The sequence below is a fragment of the Phocaeicola sp. HCN-40430 genome (assembly GCF_037890285.1).
Lineage (GTDB): Bacteria > Bacteroidota > Bacteroidia > Bacteroidales > Bacteroidaceae > Phocaeicola > Phocaeicola acetigenes.
This window is the reverse complement of sequence record NZ_JBBKBS010000017.1, coordinates 1-20,733: the sequence shown is the minus strand read 5'-3', so window position 1 is coordinate 20,733 and position 20,733 is coordinate 1. Positions and strand designations below refer to the sequence as shown.

Genomic DNA, 20,733 nt, shown 5'->3' with positions numbered 1-20,733 from the left:
CGGCTTATATTCTTCAGTTTTATCTCATAATTTCAGAAAAAGCCATCTCCAAAAGAAGACTTCCTCTGGAAATGGCTTTCAAGCATTTTTACTTCATCTTATTACAAGGAAGCAGCGCCTCCGTTTTACTTCAATTTCAGCACCACGATACGGTCTGTATCCGGAGTAAGCGAAGCTGTATGCAATACGATACCTCCCTTGACGGTTTCACGGCTTACTTTTTCACCGGAATCGAACAGATAGGCATCAGTTACCTTGTCATTTAAGGGGAGCGTAATCAACTTGGGCATCTTGTCAGAAAGAATATGTACATAAAGAGTATTTCCCTTTCGGGTAGTCGTACCCCAATCGGCAGTCATCACATCACCTGCTTCTGTTCCATACACAGTCTCTCCATATTTCTTCATCCATTCTCCCATTCCTTTCAGACGCTCTACAGCTACTGCCGGTAATTCCCCGTTCGGCTGCGGGCCGATATTCATCAAAAGGTTAGCTCCCTTACCAGCCGCACGTACCAGCAAACGAATCAACGTAGGAACAGACTTATAATTCTGGTCTTTTACACGGTATCCCCACATACCATTCATGGTTTCGCATGTTTCCAATGGTAAAGAGCCAATTGCCTGACCGGAAAGCCCCGCCTTGTTTTCACCTGGCAAATCGCGCTCGAACATCTGAAAATCTTCGCCTTCAAACGGAGTCTGATGATGATTGTTACCTATCAGACAAGCCGGTTGCAGACGGTGAATCAATGCATACTGCTCGTCCAGTCCCCAATCAAAATCCGGGTGTATATCGTGATCCCACCAACCATCGAACCAGATAGCCCCAATCTCACCGTAATTTGTCAGCAATTCGGTGAGCTGATTATTCATGAACTGATAATATGTTTTCCACTCTCCATGTCCGGTACGTCCGGTACCATGTCCGGTTCTTCCCAGCGGATAATAATCTTCTCTGGTCCAGTCCAGATGCGAATAATACAGATGCAGTTTGATACCCTGCTTGTGGCACTCGTCTGCCAACTCTTTCAGAATATCGCGTTTGAAAGGAGTAGCATCTACAATATCATAATCGGAATAACGGGTATCGAACATCGAAAATCCATCATGATGACGGGTAGTAATACAGATATATTTGGCACCGGCATCCTTAATTGCAGCTACCCAGTCGTGTGCATTAAACTTTGCAGGATAAAATCCGGAAGCAGCCTTGGCATATTCATGGCAGTCGATATTTTCGTTCTGCATATACCATTCGCCCTGACCGAACATGCTGTAGATACCCCAATGCAGGAAAATACCGAATTTATTGTCCTTAAAGACTTCGCGCGCCTGCAGATTCTCCGGTGCAGGCTGATATACAGCGCTTTCGTTTTGTGCAAACAGGGAAGAAACGCCCAAGAAAGTACCAAGACACATTCCCCACAAACAACGAGATGTACGTGTTTTCATAGTTTCCATAGAATAAAAAATTGTATATTTTAGAATATCGGACACAAATGTAAAGATTCATACAAAATCTTCCAACAATCAAAGCCACAAGTTTTACTTTTTGTTTTTCACCAACTCCGACCGGATGCGGCTTAACGACTGAGGTGTGATATACAGATAGGAAGCAATGTGCTTCAACGGTACATGCTGAAGAAGCTGGGGATTTCTCTCAAGCAGAGCCAGATAGCGTTCCTTGGCCTGTGTAGCACCACCATTTATCAATTCCTCCTCAAAAGTCATAAAATCGTGTTCAAAGAGTCGTCTGCCCAAATTGGCACACTCTACAGACGAAGAGAAGAAAGTTTCCAACTTAGCCTTTGGAATCCGGTAAATGGTACTTGTGCTCATGGCTTCAATCGTCACTCTGGCAGGACGCCCTGCTACGTATCCCCATGTAGAAAACAACGCTTCCCCCCGAGAAGCAAACCATACGGAAAGGTCGACTCCATCGCGCAGATAATGCCCCCGCCAGATACCTTCGGCTATCAAATGGAAATCGGTATTCAACTCCCCTTCTCTTACCAGGCACTCACCACGGGTGTATACCACTCTTTCCATTTTTTCCATCAGCATCATTACCGTCTGTACAGGCCACTGATATTTGCGACAAAACAGTACTACGAAATCTTCCATTGCTTTCCTACTTTATTCGGAACAAAAATAGCCTTATTCAGTGAGTTTTCTGTATACCCCGGCAATAAATTGTCAGGACAAACAGAAAAGTCAGCAACTCCGATACCGGAACAGCCAGCCAGATACCGGGTACTCCCCAACATAAAGGAAGAACTGCAAAGCAAATCAGCACCAGCACAAACCCTCTCAGCAAGGTAACAGCCATTGCCGGACGGTCGCGCTCCACACTCTGAAAATAACCGATGGACACAATGTTGATTCCAAAGAATACAAAACCGGAAGCAAACAGAGGGAGACCTTCGGCTGCTATATGATGAGCGGGATATTCGGAGGAAATAAACATTTCCGTAATAGGGTGTGCGAACAAAAGAGTCAGTATAAAGACCAGCAGTCCGCAGGAGACGACCGTAATCAGTGCCAGACGGAAAGCAGCCCGTACTCTGTCACGATGGCCTACTCCGTAATTATAACTGAGAATGGGCTGTGCCGATTGTGCGACAGCATTGTATACCATAAATACGATAGGGAAAAAGTAACATGCTATGCTGTATGCAGCGACTCCATCTTCGCCCAAATAACGGATGAATACATAGTTTCCGGCAAACATCATCGTAGCAATGGCTGCTTCGCATAAAAAACTGGAAGCGCCCAGACGACACATATACCCTACGTTTCGAATGGTGAGTCTGAGGCTTTTCATACTCCATTTTATCTTGCAGAAATGAAGTTCATGACGGGGCTGAAACAAATAAACCAGAATCATCAACGCACCAACAATGTATCCCAAGCTGGTTGCCAGAGCTGCTCCAAACATCCCCCATCCCAATTCAAAGATAAAATAATAGTCCAGCCCGATATTAATCAGCGCAGGAATCACATTACACACCATGGCATAGTTGGGTGAACCGTCCAGACGCAGAAAGAACATTCCGGAACTCAGCAAGGTACTGAATGCCAGAAAGGGTACAAACCAATGCATATATTCTATGGCCAGAGGGAGAAGACGCGGCGAACTTCCTAACCAAAGAGCTACTTTCTCTGCGTTGAGCAATATAAAAAGAGTATAGGCTATCACCAGCAAAGAAGAAACAACTACAGCCTGCGTCACATTGATGCGTGCAACCTTTACTTTACCGTGCGACAAATGAATGGAGGCCACTACCGATGCACCGATACCAAACATCAGACCAATACCGGTATTGACAAGAAACAAAGGAGCCGTTATGTTGACTGCTGCCAGTGCATCACTGCCAATTCCTTTTCCCACAAAAATTCCATCTGTGATAATGAAGATAGCCGAAAATATCATCCCCAGTACTGTAGGTATCAGCAGTTTCCGGAAAAGTGTCGATACTTCCATTGTTCCAAAATCAATTTCATCTTTCATTTTCATAGCTCTTTATTTTCTGTTTTGCGGCTGCGAAGATACGGCAAAGGGAAGACTTAAAGATTAACATTTGGTAATTTATATATTTTCTTTCTTCCGCGAATTGTGTACCTTTGCATAAATAAACTAAAGAATAGACAACTATGCCAACAGACTTAGAAACCACTTACAAACTTCCTGATCTGTCGGACTCAATGGGTGCTCATCTGGGAATTAAATTTCAGACTGTACAAGAAGGATATGTAAAAGCAACCATGCCGGTTGATGCACGTACCTGCCAGCCTTTCGGTATTCTGAATGGCGGCGCCTCACTGGCACTTGCCGAGATTGTAGCCGGACATGGTTCGGTACCTCTCTGTAGTCCCGACCAGATGCCATGCGGTATACAGGTCAGTGCCAATCATGTAAGAATGGTCCGTACAGGCAGTTATGTTGAGGCCACAGGACGCCTGATTTACCGGGGACGTACCTCGCATATCTGGAATGTGGATATAACCGACCCTGAAGGAAGATTGGTATCCACTGCCCGTATTGTCAATCAAATTGTAAAGAAGCGATTATGATTTTACCCGAATCTCATATTCAGAAACTGTTCGACCGGCTTGCACAAAGTGCGACAAGTTTTGCACTATACCGTCTTCCCTGGACAGATGAACCGATTCTTATACTCCAGAAAGAGGGAGAAGCAGAAGCGTTTGATGACTTAAGCGAACTCAACGGAAAGAAAGGATTCGTGCTGGCTCCTTTTCATCGGACAGAGAGCCATCCGATTGTCCTGATCCGACCGGATATCGTGGCACACGAATGGGAACAGATTATCCAGGAGGTGTGCCATATATTTCCACAAGCTTCTGATGTAGCGATACAAAACGGAACGGATTCCGACATTTGCATGGATACACCGGAAGAAAACAAACAGCATTACGAAGAAGCCTTTGCACGGTTCATTGCTCCGTTGCAGCAAAAGACTTTCAAAAAACTGGTGCTGTCACGCCATTGTACACAGCCTGTCCCCGAGGGATTCTCTCCTCTTGCTGCTTTTGTACGTGCCTGCAACAGTTATCCGCGTATGATGATTTCACTCTGCCATACCCCACAGACAGGTACATGGATTGGAAGTACTCCCGAAATCATCCTTAGCGGACAGGAGAAACTGTGGCATACGGTATCATTAGCCGGTACTATGCCTATGCAGGGAGAAAGTATTCCGACTGAATGGAGTACGAAAAATCAGGAAGAACAGGCTTTTGTAAGTGAATATATCCGGAAGTGCGTCAAGCAGTTCGGCTCCCAGGTTACCGAAAAAGGGCCTTATACAGCACGTGCAGGACATGTAGTACACCTGAAGACCGATTTCCATTTCAGCCTGAAAGAAACCGGTCATCTGGGTGATTTGCTTAAGACCTTACATCCCACTCCGGCTGTATGCGGACTTCCCAAACAACCCGCCTACGACTTTATTTTGGAAAACGAACATTACGACCGCAGCTATTATTCCGGCATCATCGGATGGCTCGAGCCTGAAGGCCATACAACCCTGTATGTCAATCTGCGTTGCATGAAGATAGAAGACAAACAGATTACATTCTATGCCGGAGGAGGTATCCTCCCCTCATCTGTTGCCGACTCCGAATGGGAGGAAACACAACAGAAGATGAATACCATGCGTCATATTTTATAACCCTGTAATTACTGTACTTATGTATACAGACAAGAAAAGTATCCTTCAACTGGTTGCCTTGCTGAAAGCACACGGTATTCGCAAAGTTGTGCTTTGCCCGGGTAGCCGAAATATTCCTATCGTACAGACACTGGCCAATATACCGGACTTTACCTGCTATCCGATGACCGACGAGAGAAGTGCCGGATTCTTTGCACTGGGACTGGCTTTGCACGGGGGAACTCCGGCTGCCGTATGCTGTACTTCGGGAACTGCATTGCTCAATCTTCACCCTGCGGTAGCAGAAGCTTTTTATCAGCAAGTACCTTTGGTCGTTATCTCAGCCGACCGTCCTGCGGCATGGATCGGACAAATGGACGGACAGACCTTGCCTCAACCCGGAATATTCGGTTCGTTGGTCAAAAAGTCGGTCGACCTGCCTGAAGTGGATAGCGAAGAGAGCGAATGGTACTGCAACCGTCTGATTAATGAAGCACTGCTGGAACTGAATCATCACGGGAAAGGACCGGTACACATCAATGTGCCCATCAGCGAACCGTTCTTCAAGCTTCCGGTTACGGAACTGCCGGAGGTAAGAGTCATTACCCGCTATCAGGGACTGAGTGTATACGATAAAGACTACCAGCCACTGATAGACCGTCTGAACCGCTATCAGCGACGCATGGCAGTAGTAGGACAAATGAATCTGATTTATCTGTTCGACAAACGATATACCAAGATGTTGTACAAGCATTTTGCCTGGTTTACGGAAAACATCAGCAACCAGACTGTGCCGGGAGTACCTATCCGCAACATCGAACCGCTGCTTTGCTCCATGAACTTTGAGACACAGCAGAAAATGCGTCCGGAATTGCTTATCACCTACGGAGGACACATCATCTCCAAACGGTTGAAGAAGTTCCTGCGCCGTCATCCGCCGGTAGAACATTGGCACATTGCTCCCGACGGCGAAGTGGTCGACCTCTATGGTTCACTGACAACCGTCATCGAAATGGATCCGTTCGAGTTCCTCGAAAAGATTGCTCCCATGATGGAAAACCGCACACCGGAATATCCGCGCCAGTGGGAAGCACTTTCCAAGGCCATTCCACAGGCACAGTTCGATTATTCGGAAATGAGCGCCATCGGTGCAGTCATCAAAAACCTGCCGGCTCCCTGTAGCCTGCACCTTGCCAACAGCTCTGTAGTGCGCTATGCACAACTGTTCGATATTCCAGCCAACGTGGAAATTCTGTCCAACCGAGGTACCAACGGTATAGAAGGTTCGCTTTCTACTGCATTGGGATATGCCACGGCTTCCGACAAACTGAACTATCTGTTCATCGGCGACCTGAGTTTCTTCTACGACATGAATGCGCTGTGGAATTCCAACTACGGAGCCAACATACGCATCCTCTTGCTCAACAACGAGGGAGGGGAAATCTTCCATGCACTTCCGGGACTGGAACTGCACGAGAATGCCCGCCGCTTCGTAACAGCCACTCACTGTGCCACAGCAAAAGCCTGGGCAGAAGACCGGGGATTCGAATACCTTTCCGCTCGCAACAGCGAAGAACTGAATACAGCTGTAACCGTCTTTACCCAAGCCTCTGTCACCAACCGTCCGATGCTTCTGGAAGTATTTACAGACAAGAATCTGGACATTGAGATGCTGAAGGAATATTATCATAATCTGAAAAAAGAATCATAAAAACCCGATACATATGTCACAACAAAGAGAATGGAAAACCATCAAAGAATACCAGGATATTCTTTTCGAGTTTTATAATGGCATAGCCAAGATTACCATCAATCGTCCCCGCTACCGCAACGCGTTCACTCCAACCACTACGACTGAAATCAGCGATGCGCTGTACTACTGCCGCGAGTGTCAGGACATCAACGTAGTGGTACTGACCGGAGCCGGCGACAAAGCCTTCTGTTCCGGTGGCGACATGCACGTAAAAGGACACGGAGGTTATGTAGGAACCGACGGTGTACCTCGCCTGAATGTGCTGGATGTACAGAAACAAATCCGCTCTATCCCGAAGCCGGTTATTGCCATGGTAAACGGATACGCCATTGGTGGCGGACACGTATTGCATGTAGTGTGCGACCTGACTATTGCTTCCGAAAATGCCATCTTCGGTCAGACCGGACCGCGTGTAGGTAGTTTCGATGCAGGTTTCGGTTCTTCTTATCTGGCTCGTATCGTAGGACAGAAAAAAGCACGCGAAATTTGGTTCCTCTGCCGTCAGTATTCTGCACAGGAAGCACTCGACATGGGACTGGTAAACAAGGTAGTTCCTTTCGACCAGCTGGAAGACGAAGTGGTAGAATGGGCAGAAACCATGATGCAGCACAGTCCGCTCGCACTGCGTATGATTAAAGCCGGTCTGAATGCCGAACTGGACGGACAGGCCGGAATACAGGAACTGGCCGGCGATGCCACCATGCTGTATTACATGACAGAAGAAGCTCAGGAAGGTGGAAAAGCGTTCCTCGAAAAACGCAAGCCCGACTGGAGCAAATATCCTAAATTCCCCTAATTTACTGATCCGGCACTTGAGCAGACCGATTTTTATCAGTCCGTTCAAGTGCCGAAAATATAATTACGCCCATGTATCAATTGCAAATCATTCCGCGCACCCTGCATTTCAAACAGCCGGCAGGCACTTCGCGCGGTATCTATACAACCCGCCGTGTATGGTATCTGTTGCTGACAGACACTGTCAGCGGACGATATGGAGTAGGCGAATGTGCTCCTCTCCCTGCTCTCAGTTGCGATGACCTTCCGGAATACGAAGAAATCCTGCAGGCCCACTGCCGTGAGGTAGAGCGTAACGGATGCATCGACTACGAAGCGCTGCGCCCTTATCCGTCCATGCTTTTTGGTTTGGAAACAGCCTTGCAACATCTTCATGCAGGAAGTCTGCAGTTATGGGCCACTCCTTTCTCCGAAGGCCGACAGGGAATCCCCATCAACGGACTGATTTGGATGGGCAACTTCGACGAGATGTACCAGCGGATTGAAGAAAAGATGAAAGCCGGATTCCGATGCATCAAACTTAAAATCGGAGCCATCGACTTTGAACGGGAGCTGGAACTTCTTTCACACATCCGCAAGCATTTTTCTCCCGAACAGATTGAGCTGCGCGTAGATGCCAACGGAGCTTTTTCTCCGGAAGATGCTCCCCGAAAGCTGGAGCAGCTGAATGAATTCCAGTTGCATTCTATCGAACAGCCTATCCGTGCCGGACAATGGCAAGCCATGAAACAGCTTTGTGCCACCACTCCATTCTCCATTGCGCTCGACGAGGAACTGATTGGTATAAACGAAAGAGAACGCAAGATAGAATTGCTGGATACCATCCGCCCGCAATACATCATTCTGAAACCCTCGCTTCACGGAGGTATTCAAGGTTCTCAGGAATGGATTACACTGGCTGCCGAACGCGGCATCGGTTCGTGGGTGACTTCGGCACTGGAGTCGAACATCGGACTCAATGCCATTGCCCAATGGTGTGCTACCTTACAACCCTCACTGCCGCAAGGATTGGGTACCGGACTTCTCTTTACAGATAATGTAGACTATCCGCTGCACATCCAGGGAGACTGCCTGTGGTATCATCCGGAAGAAGCAGAACCCGACTTAAAACAATGGTTACAACAATGAATTTCCACACAGATATTTCCCGGCAAAGCATAACCATCGACGGAGTGCGATACACTTGTACCGATGCCACTCCGTCCGACGGGATGCCAAGCCGCTTGCAAAACCATTTTCGCCAGGAATACGGAGCAGACAGCTTTCATGTCCAGATAGCCGACTTCCTTGCCGAATGGTTCGACGGTTCCGACACCCTTCAGGTACATACTTCCGGCTCTACCGGAACTCCCAAACAACTCCGGGTAGAAAAGCAGCGCATGATGAACAGTGCCATGCTTACGCTTTCGTTTCTTCACCTCAGGGAAGAAGATACTGCCATGCTCTGCATGCCTCTGCAGTACATTGCAGGAAAGATGGTTGTCGTCCGTGCTTTGGTAGGAGGACTGAATCTTATCCCCGTTGCTCCCTGCGGACATCCTATGCAGTCGCTCTCGCAGACTCCGGTCTTCTCGGCCATGATTCCCATGCAGGTATTCAACTCGCTACAAGTGCCCAAAGAAGCAGAGAAACTGTCTCGTATCCGGCATCTTATCATCGGTGGTGGAGCTGTCGACGAGGAATTAGGAAAACAACTGCACTCCTTTCCGCACGCAGTATGGAGCACATACGGCATGACCGAAACCTTGTCGCACATAGCCCTGCGTCGTCTCAATGGTCCGGAAGCATCCGAATGGTACACTCCCTTTTCGAATGTATCTCTCACACTGTCTGCAGACCAGACACTGATTATCGATGCTCCTCTGGTCAGCCCCATCCGGCTCGTGACCAACGACATTGTGGAGTTCAACCCGCAGGGACAGTTCCGTATTTTAGGCCGAAAAGACAATACCATCAATACAGGTGGAGTAAAAGTCCAGATTGAGCAGGTAGAAGCCCGGCTGAAGCCTCTGCTGCCTTTCGCATTTCAAATCACGGCTGCCCCCGACAGCAAGTTTGGCGAGCGCATCGTTCTTCTGATACAATTGGAAAATCCGGTGACAGAAGAAAACCTGCACGAAGCCTTCCGGCAATTACCTCCCTACTGGAGACCCAAGCAGATTATCTGCCTGCCCCAACTCCCTTTGACAGGAAGCGGAAAACCAGACCGGGCTACAGCCCGCAAAATAGCCTCATCAATCCAAATTCCGGGTTAAATACAATCTGCTCCTCTACCAGTCCTTTCTGATAAGGAGTACAGTTTTTCCCCGAAAAAAGTAGAGTACTTTCAAGGAAAAACTGTAATCCTTACTTAAAAGGACTGGCAATGATTCGTATAAGACAAAGCTCTTCCATTAATTTTAGGCACAAATTCAAACATAATTCAATTTTTTTTGTTAATTTTAAACTATTGAAGTTTTCACCAACCCAGTGCTCTGCTTGACAAGGTTTCACACACTGTTCACATGTTATCTGTAAAGGGTGCTTACGAAAGTGAAATTAAATTAGTTAGTATAAATTCCAAACAGAACAACTATGGAAGACATTTCTTTCCTTATCCCACTCCTGCTCACCATTGGCGGGTTAGTAATCGGAGCCTTACTCAAGTCTCTGCTTAAACACAGTCGTATCCCTTATACAGTAGGCCTGTTTGCCATTGGTCTGGCTTTAGGTCTTCTCAACCGTACAGGTGTGTTCGATTTCTGGCCCAATCTGACGGAAGCCGTCGATTCTGTAGCCAACATCCATCCGGACCTTATTTTATACTTGTTTCTACCCATCCTGATTTTCGATGCAGCCTACGAGCTCAATCTGCATATCTTCAAAAAGACACTGGCCAATGCCACCTTACTGGCCGTACCCGGACTCATCATCTGTATGCTGCTCACCGGAGCACTGCTGGTGACAGTCGGCCATGTTGTTCCCGGATTCGGTTCCTGGACCTGGCCCTTTGCCCTGATGTTCGGTGCCCTGATCAGTGCCACCGACCCTGTAGCCGTAGTTGCCCTGCTACATGAACTGAAAACCAGCAAGCGTTTCTCTACCCTGGTTGATGCCGAATCTCTTCTCAACGACGGTACCGGTATCGTATGCTTCATGTTGTTCTTTGGTGCATATGCCGGAACAGGTGACAGCGCTTCCACTTCTCCCGTCCTCGAATTTATCCAAGTAGTCAGCATCAGTACCGTGTTAGGCTTCCTCTTGGCACGCATTGTACTCTGGTTCATTACCCGTATCAATTCCGAAGAGATGATACAAAACAGCGTCATCATCCTTTCGGCCTACCTTACCTTTATCCTTTCCCAGTACTATTTAGGCGTGTCGGGAGTCATTGCCCTGCTGGTATTCGGCCTTACCATTACCTATGTAGGAAAACCACGACTCAAGCCACAGGTCAACACATTCATGGAAAGCTTCTGGGAACTGCTTACCTACATTGCCAATACACTGATATTTATCCTCGTAGGTATTGTCATCGCAGAAAAAGTAGACTTCTCCTGGAGCTCGTTTGCCATCCTGCTGCTTATCTATGTCTGCCTCAACCTCTTCCGGTTCGCTATGATTATGCTGCTCTATCCGCTCATGAAACGGATGGGTTACGGACTCAGCAAGCGTGAATCAGTCATTCTTACCTGGGGCGGACTACGCGGTGCATTGGGTATGACACTGGCGCTGATGGTATCGTATACACCGGCTATTCCCGAAGACATACGCAGCCAGATTTTGTTCTTTACTGCCGGAATTGTGACCCTGACCCTCTGCGTCAACGCTACTACTACCCGCTGGCTGCTCAACAAGCTGGGCCTCATTCAAGTACCTTCGGCAAGACTGATGATGGATTACGGAATAAAAAGCTCCATCCGTGAAAACTCGGAAAAATATCTGGAACGACTGGAAAAACGGGAAGCATTGGCCGGTTCCAACTGGAAGAAAGTCAGCAAATACCTGACTGAAGTGCCCCAAGACCCTCCCCACACTCCCGGAACTCATGCCGTACTGACCGAAATACGTCTGCGCGTGCTCGACAGAGAGAAAGCAACCTGCCGTACCATCTACGACGAAGGTATCATCAAGCCCATGAGTTTCCGCCGTCTGATGAACTCATTGGACGAATTGTACGACCACGACGGAACCTATCCGCTCAACTACCGGAACTCTATCTTCAGATACTGTCATCGCACAGCTATATTGAACAAGTTGCGCAAGCGTTCGTTCCTGCAAGACACCATGAGTTTCTATTTCCGCGAACGGATTGCTTCCATCTACGACCTAGGCCGAGGATTTATCATCATACAAAAAGAAGATTTAAAACTGCTCGAAGAACTGCAGACCTCCGATCTCTTGTCCAAAGAGCAGAAACACGTACTGGATACATTGCGACAGGAAGTCAGCCACAACATACAAGAGATGGAAAGCCTGATCAATGAACTGGCAGAAAGTTTCCCGAGAGCCTATCGCCATGCCCTCACCCAGAAATCCATCCGTATGCTCCTGAGCAACGAACGCCGCCAGATACGCCAACTGATATCCAATGGTATTTTGTCTGAAAAAGATGCAGAACCTCTGTTCGAAAGCATCGATGAACGTGCTGACAAACTGAACCGATTCCAGAATACCACGACTGGTACAGTCTTACGGCATTTATTAAAAACATCAAAAGAGAAGCAATGAAAACAGTCCGTCTAATCACCTGCAACGATTCTTTTCAGGCCCATCTTATACAAGGTGCCTTGAAAAACGAAGGAATTGACAGCATCCTGCAAAACGACAATACTTCCGGAGTATTGAGAGGATACATCAGCCCCATATCCGGAGTAGACATTTTTGTAGCCGAAGAGCAGTATGAAGAAGCCTTTGCCCTTCTCGAGAGAAACCAGATGATAGGAGAGCAATTAAAGTACTGTCCATACTGTCATTCCGACCAAATCAAGTTTGTACTGAATCAGGCCCACCGCACCCGTGCCATCTTTGCAGTTATTTTAGGCCTGCTCTCCGGAGCACCTCCCGGAACCGAACATTGGGAATATATCTGCAAAAAGTGCGGAAAGCATTTCGACCGGCCTGTATCCAGGAAAAGCAATAATGACAACCGGGAATCTTCTTCCGAATCCTTATAATAATAAAAGCGTTTTAGTCCACTTCTGTAAGGCTAAAACGCTTTTTCTATTCTATACAAAAATCACAAATCAACTACAGCGCACACGAACCTCCTTCGCAATAGTCCTTTCCTATCTCCCCATTATACTCAGGATGTCTTTGCAACCATGCTACGGCATACGCACAAGTAGCAACCGGTTTCAATCCATGCTCTTTCGCATAACCGTAAGCAGCTTTCACCAGCGCAGAAGCAATCCCTCTTCCTTCCAGCGGTTTCGGCACAATCGTATGACGGATGTCCAACCCTCCGTCTGTTATCTCATAAGCTACATGAGCCACCAGGCCCTCAGCCTCCAGCCGGAACTGATTCCGGTCTTTATCATGCATTATTTCCATCATCTGTTTTCGTTTTATAGTCACAATTTCGATTTCCTCAAATTTAAGAAAAATACTTCTGCAAACAATAGGAATATGACGCAATATTTCTGAACTTTGCAATGTTAAATCAACTAAATCTCAAAAACAAAATGAATCAGACAAAATGCATTGCAGCACTATTCGATTTCGACGGGGTAGTGATGGACACCGAAACACAATACACTCTGTTCTGGGACCGTATCAGTGCCCAGTATTTCCCCGATGAAAAAGACTTCGGACTCCGCATCAAAGGACAGACACTGACACAAATCTATGCCAAACACTTTGCCGGCATGGAAAAGCTACAGCAGGAAATTACCGAAGCCCTCAACCGTTTCGAGCGTGAAATGGCTTTCGAATATGTACCGGGAGTTGTCCGCTTCATGCAAGACCTTCGCGCCCACGGAGCCAAGATAGCCATCGTTACCAGTTCCAACGAACAAAAGATGGCTCATGTCTATGCAGCCCATCCGGAACTGAAAGAAATCACCGACCGTATCCTCACGGCAGAAATGTTTACCCGTTCCAAACCCGCTCCCGACTGCTTCCTTCTCGGTGCAGAAGTCTTTGATACCGTAAAAGAAAACTGTGTGGTATTCGAAGACTCTTTCCACGGACTCGAGGCAGGCAATGCAGCAGGTATGGCTGTGGTAGGTCTCAGTACTACCAATCCGGAAGAAGCCATCCGCAACAAATGCCGTCTGGTAATTCCCGACTTTACCGGTTTTTCATTCCAGCAAATGAAAGCCTTACTTGAATAACTCAACAATCAACAATCCTTTTTCTGCATCCGGATGACTGACGTGCAGAGTTGTCCGATGGTTTCACGATGTGTAATCAGCATCAGTGTCTTATCCTTTACCTCCAGCGTCAGTCTTTCCCTTATTATAAAATTTAACTATATATAACTCACTACTGCCCACTACAAATGATAAGGATAAAAACTAAATAAATTCGGTTCACTTGAATCATATTGATCTTTGACATTTTCGAATTTCGATTTGTCAAACAAAGCACTGAAATGTGTTTCGTCGTTCAGAGAGATTCCGAGAATTTGGAGAACTTCATAAACGCAACGTCCTAATTCCATACCGTGTTGGATATTGCGACCAAACGATAAGTAATTATCACACAATAGATTTGTATGCGTACTACATTCTCTGATATTCCCCAAAATGTCTTAACCCTGAAGCATTGTTTTATCCTTTAGAAGAAGAGTTCAACACTCCATCTGCTTCGATAAAGCGATGATATAAAGTTTTGGCTCGTACAACGAAGAAAGCGCCTATACGATTTATTGTATTAAGGTTGCTGAAATCGTTATACCCTCGGTCGAATATGTAATGTGCTCCAGATTCGTATGGAATCTCAGGCATAGTCTTTGAATCGTGAATATTGGCAGGTGTAATATGCATAAATGCAGTTACTTACGCTTCAATATCGTAGAGCGTATGCAACTTTATTCCGCCTTTATGTTTGCGAAATTTAGCCTATTCAAAAAACCGTCAGACACAGGTCAATCGTTGTAGAGTCAAATACATAAACATGAGCGTCAAGTTCGAATTTTTTATTGATTCTACGCTTGCGGGCCTCGGCAATCATGAATGTTGCATACTCTTCGAAGATGCGGTAGTTACGTTGCGCATTAGCCTTACTAAGATTGCTCCGAGTTACAGACTTCCCGATTCCGAGATGGTAAAGTTTTCCAGCATGAGCTTCCATAGCCACAATCAAATCTCTGAGACTCTCCCGATTGGATAGCTGACCGAACATCATCGTAAGTAGTTGATTCCAACAGGTATAGCTCTTGATATATTTGTCGCCTTCATACTTTGTAACGATACGATTGAATTTACTTCGGTCAAGAAACTTAACTAATTGGGCAAAATATATGGGTCTTTATGCATAACGGTCTGAAAATTACCACAAAAGTAAATTCAAATCCGTTCTCCCCAAATCTCCTATAACAAATTGAATTTCAATTATTTCAAAGAACTTCTATAATTTTTTAGTGGACACTAATATTCTGATTTATAAGTTAATAGTTGCTACCCGAGAAATATGACACCTCAAATATCTTCAAGAGAGGAATAGTAAACTAAATTTATAAAAAAACGTTTTACTTGTATTTTTTCTATACATTTGTAGACTGTTTAATGTATATGAAAAACCCTTAAATCGGAGCAAACAAACTTTTTTAATTTGAACTTATGTCTATATGGAGCAGAATCATAGGGAGTAAATATGTGGAAGACAAAAACAATGTCGACCGTAAAAAAATTGCATCTGCTGTATATGATGCATCCCATTATGCTCTTGTAGACATAGAGGTAGGTCTACAGGACCATAAGATTCACGACATCGGAGCTTTGCGTTATGATGATGCCGCATTTCATAAAGCATCGAAATATGAATTGTTTGATTTTCTACATGGTATAGACTATTTGTGCGGACATAACATTATTCACCACGATGCCAAATATTTGTTTTCCGATAAAGAATGTCGGTGGGTTCTTGTAGATACATTGTATGTTTCTCCTCTTTTGTTTCCGGAACGGCCTTATCACAGACTTGTAAAAGATGACAAGCTGATAAGTGAGCAGATGAATAATCCGGTAAATGATTGCGAAAAGGCAAAGGACTTACTGCTGGATGAGATTGAACGGTGGAATTCGTGGCCAAAGGAAAAGCAATACGTATTCACTTCATTGCTGAAAGACAAAGAGGAATTTAAGGGGTTCCTGTGCATGGTGGATGCGGAATACATAGAAAGGGACTTATCGGAACAGATTAAAAAACTTTATGCCGGAAAAATCTGCCAACATGCAAACCTTGACTTGCTGATAAAACAATATCCTTGCGAACTGGCTTATGCATTGGCGCTGATTGAAACGACAGACTATCGTTCCATTACTCCGGGATGGGTTCTCCGTAACTATCCGAATGTAGAATATGTGATAAAGCTTCTGAGAGAGACTGCATGTAAGAAAGGTTGTGACTACTGTAATACTCAGCTGAATGTGGTTTATAACCTGAAAGCATTTTTCGGATATGACCAATTCCGTTCTTATGAGGGAGAACCACTACAGGAGAAAGCAGCCCGGGCTGCCATTGAAGGAAAATCATTGTTGGCCATATTCCCTACCGGAGGAGGAAAATCGCTGACGTTCCAGTTACCGGCTCTCATGGAGGGACGTTCGGTACACGGACTGACGGTGGTTATCTCGCCATTGCAATCGCTCATGAAAGACCAGGTAGACAATTTGGCTGAAAGAGGAATTACTGATGCAGTCACAATCAATGGTTTGCTGGATCCTCTTACCAGGGCACTTTCCATACAGAGGATACAGGACGGAGAAGCGTCTCTTTTGTACATTGCTCCCGAAATGCTCCGTTCCAAAACTATTGAGAAAATCCTGATGGCTCGTCACGTGGTGAGGTTTGTCATCGATGAAGCTCACTGCTTTTCTTCGTGGGGGCAGGACTTTAGGGTGGATTATCTTTATATAGGTAAGTTTATCCGGCAATATCAGGAAAAAAAGCAATGCAAAAACCCAATACCTGTTTCCTGCTTTACAGCTACGGCAAAACAGAAGGTGATTCAGGATATATGTGATTATTTTAAAAGAACATTGGACTTGGATCTGGAGCTGTTTGCATCGAAGGCTTCAAGAACGAATTTGCGCTATTCTGTCATACATACGGAGACGGATGATGATAAATATATGAAACTTAGGGCACTGGTAGCGGAATTCGATTGCCCGACGATTGTATATGTGTCACGGACAAGACGTACTAAGGAGCTGTCTGAGAAATTGACCCGCGACGGATACAAGGCATTGCCGTTCAACGGGAAAATGGACTCTGACGAAAAGGTGACCAATCAGGAAGCTTTCATGACGGATCAGGTACGTATTATTGTGGCAACTTCTGCCTTTGGCATGGGAGTGGACAAAAAGGATGTGGGACTTGTAGTGCATTACGACATTTCGGATTCTCTGGAGAACTATGTACAGGAGGCCGGAAGAGCGGGTCGTGACCCGAACCTCAGTGCACGATGCTATGTGCTGTATAGTGACAATGACCTGGATAAGCATTTCATTCTTCTGAATCAGACAAAACTAAGTATCAGCGAGATACAACAGATATGGAAAGCGGTTAAGGATCTTACCCGACAGCGTATGAGCGTATGTTGCTCTGCATTGGAAATTGCCAGAAAAGCCGGATGGGATGATTCTGTATCTGATATTGAAACACGGGTGAGAACGGCTTTGGCTACTCTGGAGCAGGGTGGGTATCTGGAAAGAGGAACCAATGTGCCTCATGTATATGCCACAGGAATTACGGTGAAAAATGTAGATGAAGCCCGAAAACGCTTGTCGGCTTCTCTTCTTTTTGGTAGTGATGAAACGGAGAATGCGGTAAGAATCATCAAATCGCTTATCTCGCAGAAACATATTACCAAGGCACAGGATACTGAGGCTGAATCGCGTGTGGACTATCTGGCCGACATTCTGGGATTGACAAAAAGCGAAGTGGTATCTGTGGTGGAACGTATGCGCCAGGAGGGTATACTGGCTGATAGTAAGGATATTTCGGCCTACCTGCTGGATAGCGGTGAATCGGAACGGAAGTCGAAAAACCTTCTCGAACGTTTTGCAAAACTTGAACAGTATATTCTTAACCTGATTCCCGATGAGTCGCTCCGGGTATCGTGTAAGCAGTTAAACGAGAATGCAATGAACAACGGTATTCCTACATCCAAGGAGAAGGATATCCGTACATTGCTTTATTTTCTCACTGTAAAGGGATATACCCGCAAGAAAGAGGATGCTGCTCACAATCTGGAAATCAGCAGACAGGCAACTTTGGAGTGTACACTTAAACGCTTTATAAAACGAGTGGAAATAAGCCGGTTTGCGATAGAATGGTTATATAAACTGGCCGCAGATGCGGAAAAGAGAGTGGTGGCCAATAATGCTGTACAATTCTCTGTTGTGGAACTTCTGAATCAGATAAAAGCAAGTTCTCAGTCACTGTTCGGAGAGATTGACAATCTGCAACTGGAGGATGTAGAAGAGGCTCTACTCTACCTGTCGAAAATCGGGGCCCTTAAACTGGAAGGTGGTTTCCTTGTTCTTTATAATGCTATGCAAATTAAAAGAATAAAGGACAATAAATCCAGGTACAAGCAAGACGATTACCGGATGCTTAACGAATTCTATAAGCAGAAAATTCAGCAGGTTCATATTGTAGGAGAATATGCCAATCTGATGGTAAAAGATTATAATTCTGCCTTGCAGTATGTACAGGACTATTTCCAGATGGATTATAAAAAGTTTATTGCCAAATATTTTAAAGGAGAGCGGGTGAATGAGATACAGCGAAACTTAACTCCCGAGAAATACAGACAACTGTTTGGACAATTGTCCAAGCGCCAGATGGAAATAATTTCGGATAAGGAATCACGCTGTATCGTTGTAGCGGCAGGACCAGGTAGTGGAAAAACACGTGTGCTGGTCCATAAACTGGCTTCTCTTCTTCTACTTGAGGATGTAAAACATGAGCAATTGCTGATGCTGACTTTCTCAAGGGCGGCCGCTACTGAATTCAAACAGCGACTGATGGATCTGATTGGCAATGCGGCACATTTTGTAGAAATTAAAACGTTTCATTCTTACTGTTTCGACCTCTTGGGTAGAATAGGCAATCTGGAAGATGCCGGAAATGTAGTGGCGCAAGCTGCCGAAATGATTAGCCAGGGAGAAGTAGAGCCTAACAAAATAGGTAAAACAGTATTGGTAATAGACGAAGCTCAAGATATGGGAGCAGAAGAGTATGCGCTGGTAAAAGCTCTTATAAACAATAATGAAGAAATGAGAGTAATTGTTGTAGGAGACGATGACCAGAATATCTACTCTTTCCGTGGATCGGATTCCCAATATATGTTCCAATTATCGCAAGGACCGGAAAGCAGGTTTATTGAAATGACAGAGAACTACCGCAGTTCACGGCATACGGTAAATTTTGCTAATGGATTCTTGAAAAACATTAGTGACAGGATGAAAAGCAGCCCAATTGTTTCTATGAAAAGAGAAGACGGTTGGGTGGAAATAATACGGCACCAATCCCCATATATGTATCAGCCTCTTGTGGAAAATTTAATCCGACACAGAGGAGAAGGGACTTCATGTGTGCTGACTCAAACAAATGAAGAAGCTGTCATTCTGGTGGCACTCTTAAGAAAAAGAGGGATAAACAGCAAACTGATACAGTCTATGGATGGATTCCACTTCTGTAATTTGGCAGAAATGAGATATTTCCTGAAATATATAGACAAGCAGATTCAAACTCCTCTGATACCTGAAGAGGTTTGGGAAAATGCCAAGAGAAATACATTTACGACTTATGAAAAAAGTCAGAGTCTGACCTATGTGAAACGATGTATAGAATTATTCGAGCAGACCAATAAGCATAAGTATATCAGTGATTTTAAGGAGTTTGTTTTCGAATCATCGGTAGAAGATTTCTGCGATTTGTCTGGTACGGATGTCGTAGTATCTACTATTCACAAAGCTAAAGGAAGGGAGTTTGACGACGTATATATGCTGATAGCCGGTAACTATCCGAAGGACATCGGTTTGATGCGCCGGTATTATGTAGGAATTACCAGAGCCAAGAACCGATTGTTTATTCACACAAACAACAATTGTTTTAACAGACTGGAAGCGGACCGATATACCACAGACCAGAGATTGTACGAGATGCCGGAAGAAATCGTGTTACAGCTCTCGCACAGAGATGTATTCTTAGGCTTTTTCAAAGACTTAAAGCGAGAAGTTCTGGCCTTGAAAGGAGGAGATCCTCTGCTGTACAATAATTTCATGCTGTACAATCCCCAAACGCATAAACCTGTTGCAAAATTATCAGCTAATATGCAAACAATTTTAAAGGAGTGGCTGGAAAAGGGATATAAGGTGAAAGAGGCTTCTACACGTTTTATTGTGGCCTGGAAACCCAAAGATGCCTCAAAGGAAGAAGCAGAAACAGCCGTCTTATTAGCTGATATCGTTCTGTCTTTATAAAGAAAAAGAAACGGCATCAAACAGCTACAAGGGTATTTACAGTTTTATAAATCTTATAAAATAGATGAAGAGAATAGAAGTAGTGGCAGCTATTATCTGCCGCAATAATAAGTATTTTGCCTGCCAGCGTGGTTATGGGGAGTTTAAAGACTTTTGGGAGTTTCCTGGTGGGAAAATAGAGGCTGGCGAAAGTCGGGAAGAAGCCTTAAAACGGGAAATCAGAGAAAAACTCGATTTGAGCATTTGCATAGATTCATTTTTGACGACAGTTGAGTACGATTACACCAGCTTCCATCTGACAATGCATTGTTTTCTTTGCTCCATAGACTTTCAAGATCCTATCATAAAAGAACATGAGAATGCACGGTGGCTGC

General features: G+C 45.2%; 15 protein-coding genes and 1 pseudogene. 11 read left to right on the top strand and 5 right to left on the bottom strand.

Annotation, left to right across the window (positions count from 1 at the left end):
• Window positions 1-125: 125 nt before the first annotated feature.
• The 3 genes from WKU26_RS08630 to WKU26_RS08620 form a co-directional block, all read right to left on the bottom strand.
• Entirely contained in the window at window positions 126-1,454 is a 1,329-nt protein-coding gene (locus WKU26_RS08630; protein WP_178265602.1) for an alpha-L-fucosidase, read from the bottom strand.
• 93 nt (window positions 1,455-1,547) lie between these two features.
• Entirely contained in the window at window positions 1,548-2,126 is a 579-nt protein-coding gene (locus WKU26_RS08625) for a Crp/Fnr family transcriptional regulator (protein ID WP_340321678.1), read from the bottom strand.
• Window positions 2,127-2,163: 37 nt separating this feature from the next.
• Window positions 2,164-3,513, bottom strand: coding sequence for an MATE family efflux transporter (locus WKU26_RS08620; RefSeq protein WP_340321700.1), 1,350 nt, complete (start codon window positions 3,511-3,513; stop codon window positions 2,164-2,166).
• A 143-nt stretch (window positions 3,514-3,656) separates the two neighbouring features.
• Between WKU26_RS08620 and WKU26_RS08615 the strand changes: the two genes are divergently transcribed.
• The 8 genes from WKU26_RS08615 to WKU26_RS08580 all read left to right on the top strand — a co-directional run bounded on the left by WKU26_RS08615 (window position 3,657) and on the right by WKU26_RS08580 (window position 12,877).
• On the top strand, window positions 3,657-4,076 hold the full coding sequence (locus tag WKU26_RS08615; RefSeq protein ID WP_340321677.1) for a PaaI family thioesterase: 420 nt from the start codon (window positions 3,657-3,659) through the stop codon (window positions 4,074-4,076).
• Window positions 4,073-5,194: an isochorismate synthase gene (locus WKU26_RS08610; RefSeq protein ID WP_340321676.1), complete on the top strand. Its 1,122-nt coding sequence runs from the start codon at window positions 4,073-4,075 to the stop codon at window positions 5,192-5,194. Before WKU26_RS08615 ends, WKU26_RS08610 begins: the two co-directional genes overlap by 4 nt.
• A 19-nt stretch (window positions 5,195-5,213) precedes the next feature.
• Window positions 5,214-6,884: a 2-succinyl-5-enolpyruvyl-6-hydroxy-3-cyclohexene-1-carboxylic-acid synthase gene (gene menD / locus WKU26_RS08605; protein ID WP_340321675.1), complete on the top strand. Its 1,671-nt coding sequence runs from the start codon at window positions 5,214-5,216 to the stop codon at window positions 6,882-6,884.
• 13 nt (window positions 6,885-6,897) lie between these two features.
• Window positions 6,898-7,722, top strand: a complete 825-nt coding sequence (gene menB, locus WKU26_RS08600; protein WP_178265606.1) for a 1,4-dihydroxy-2-naphthoyl-CoA synthase — start codon at window positions 6,898-6,900, stop codon at window positions 7,720-7,722.
• Between the two features lie 71 nt (window positions 7,723-7,793).
• A complete protein-coding gene (gene menC, locus WKU26_RS08595; protein ID WP_340321674.1) occupies window positions 7,794-8,849 on the top strand; it encodes an o-succinylbenzoate synthase in 1,056 nt (351 codons plus the stop codon).
• A complete protein-coding gene (locus tag WKU26_RS08590) occupies window positions 8,834-9,976 on the top strand; it encodes an AMP-binding protein (protein WP_445323230.1) in 1,143 nt (380 codons plus the stop codon). The genes menC and WKU26_RS08590 overlap by 16 nt, the downstream gene beginning before the upstream one ends.
• A gap of 319 nt (window positions 9,977-10,295) precedes the next feature.
• Window positions 10,296-12,431, top strand: a complete 2,136-nt coding sequence (locus tag WKU26_RS08585; RefSeq protein ID WP_340321673.1) for a cation:proton antiporter domain-containing protein — start codon at window positions 10,296-10,298, stop codon at window positions 12,429-12,431.
• Entirely contained in the window at window positions 12,428-12,877 is a 450-nt protein-coding gene (locus tag WKU26_RS08580) for a putative signal transducing protein (RefSeq protein WP_178265609.1), read from the top strand. Before WKU26_RS08585 ends, WKU26_RS08580 begins: the two co-directional genes overlap by 4 nt.
• A 73-nt stretch (window positions 12,878-12,950) precedes the next feature.
• Here WKU26_RS08580 and WKU26_RS08575 read toward each other — a convergent pair whose 3' ends face one another.
• Window positions 12,951-13,253 carry a GNAT family N-acetyltransferase gene (locus WKU26_RS08575; protein ID WP_340321698.1) on the bottom strand — a complete coding sequence of 101 codons (303 nt, stop codon included), beginning with the start codon at window positions 13,251-13,253 and terminating at the stop codon, window positions 12,951-12,953.
• A 131-nt stretch (window positions 13,254-13,384) separates the two neighbouring features.
• Between WKU26_RS08575 and WKU26_RS08570 the strand changes: the two genes are divergently transcribed.
• Window positions 13,385-14,035, top strand: a complete 651-nt coding sequence (locus WKU26_RS08570) for an HAD family hydrolase (protein ID WP_340321672.1) — start codon at window positions 13,385-13,387, stop codon at window positions 14,033-14,035.
• 161 nt (window positions 14,036-14,196) lie between these two features.
• Here the strand turns inward: WKU26_RS08570 and WKU26_RS08565 are convergent.
• Window positions 14,197-15,181, bottom strand: a pseudogene (locus WKU26_RS08565) (IS4 family transposase).
• A 303-nt stretch (window positions 15,182-15,484) separates the two neighbouring features.
• On the opposite strand from WKU26_RS08565, the gene WKU26_RS08560 reads away from it, so the two are divergent.
• Window positions 15,485-20,359 (top strand): RecQ family ATP-dependent DNA helicase, encoded by a 4,875-nt coding sequence (locus WKU26_RS08560; RefSeq protein ID WP_340321671.1) that lies wholly within the window; start codon window positions 15,485-15,487, stop codon window positions 20,357-20,359.
• A 64-nt stretch (window positions 20,360-20,423) separates the two neighbouring features.
• Window positions 20,424-20,733 (top strand): (deoxy)nucleoside triphosphate pyrophosphohydrolase (locus WKU26_RS08555; protein WP_340321670.1); only part of this gene is annotated, 310 nt, incomplete at its 3' end.

Excerpts from the sequence above, each read along its gene's own strand:
- WKU26_RS08590 (WP_445323230.1), top strand. The coding sequence starts at position 8,834 with ATGGTTACAACAATGAATTTCCACACAGATATTTCCCGGCAAAGCATA.
- WKU26_RS08625 (WP_340321678.1), bottom strand. The coding sequence starts at position 2,126 with ATGGAAGATTTCGTAGTACTGTTTTGTCGCAAATATCAGTGGCCTGTA.
- WKU26_RS08580 (WP_178265609.1), top strand. The coding sequence starts at position 12,428 with ATGAAAACAGTCCGTCTAATCACCTGCAACGATTCTTTTCAGGCCCAT.
- WKU26_RS08630 (WP_178265602.1), bottom strand. The coding sequence starts at position 1,454 with ATGAAAACACGTACATCTCGTTGTTTGTGGGGAATGTGTCTTGGTACT.
- WKU26_RS08585 (WP_340321673.1), top strand. The coding sequence starts at position 10,296 with ATGGAAGACATTTCTTTCCTTATCCCACTCCTGCTCACCATTGGCGGG.
- WKU26_RS08620 (WP_340321700.1), bottom strand. The coding sequence starts at position 3,513 with ATGAAAGATGAAATTGATTTTGGAACAATGGAAGTATCGACACTTTTC.
- menD (WP_340321675.1), top strand. The coding sequence starts at position 5,214 with ATGTATACAGACAAGAAAAGTATCCTTCAACTGGTTGCCTTGCTGAAA.
- WKU26_RS08615 (WP_340321677.1), top strand. The coding sequence starts at position 3,657 with ATGCCAACAGACTTAGAAACCACTTACAAACTTCCTGATCTGTCGGAC.
- WKU26_RS08570 (WP_340321672.1), top strand. The coding sequence starts at position 13,385 with ATGAATCAGACAAAATGCATTGCAGCACTATTCGATTTCGACGGGGTA.
- WKU26_RS08575 (WP_340321698.1), bottom strand. The coding sequence starts at position 13,253 with ATGGAAATAATGCATGATAAAGACCGGAATCAGTTCCGGCTGGAGGCT.
- menB (WP_178265606.1), top strand. The coding sequence starts at position 6,898 with ATGTCACAACAAAGAGAATGGAAAACCATCAAAGAATACCAGGATATT.
- WKU26_RS08610 (WP_340321676.1), top strand. The coding sequence starts at position 4,073 with ATGATTTTACCCGAATCTCATATTCAGAAACTGTTCGACCGGCTTGCA.
- WKU26_RS08560 (WP_340321671.1), top strand. The coding sequence starts at position 15,485 with ATGTCTATATGGAGCAGAATCATAGGGAGTAAATATGTGGAAGACAAA.
- menC (WP_340321674.1), top strand. The coding sequence starts at position 7,794 with ATGTATCAATTGCAAATCATTCCGCGCACCCTGCATTTCAAACAGCCG.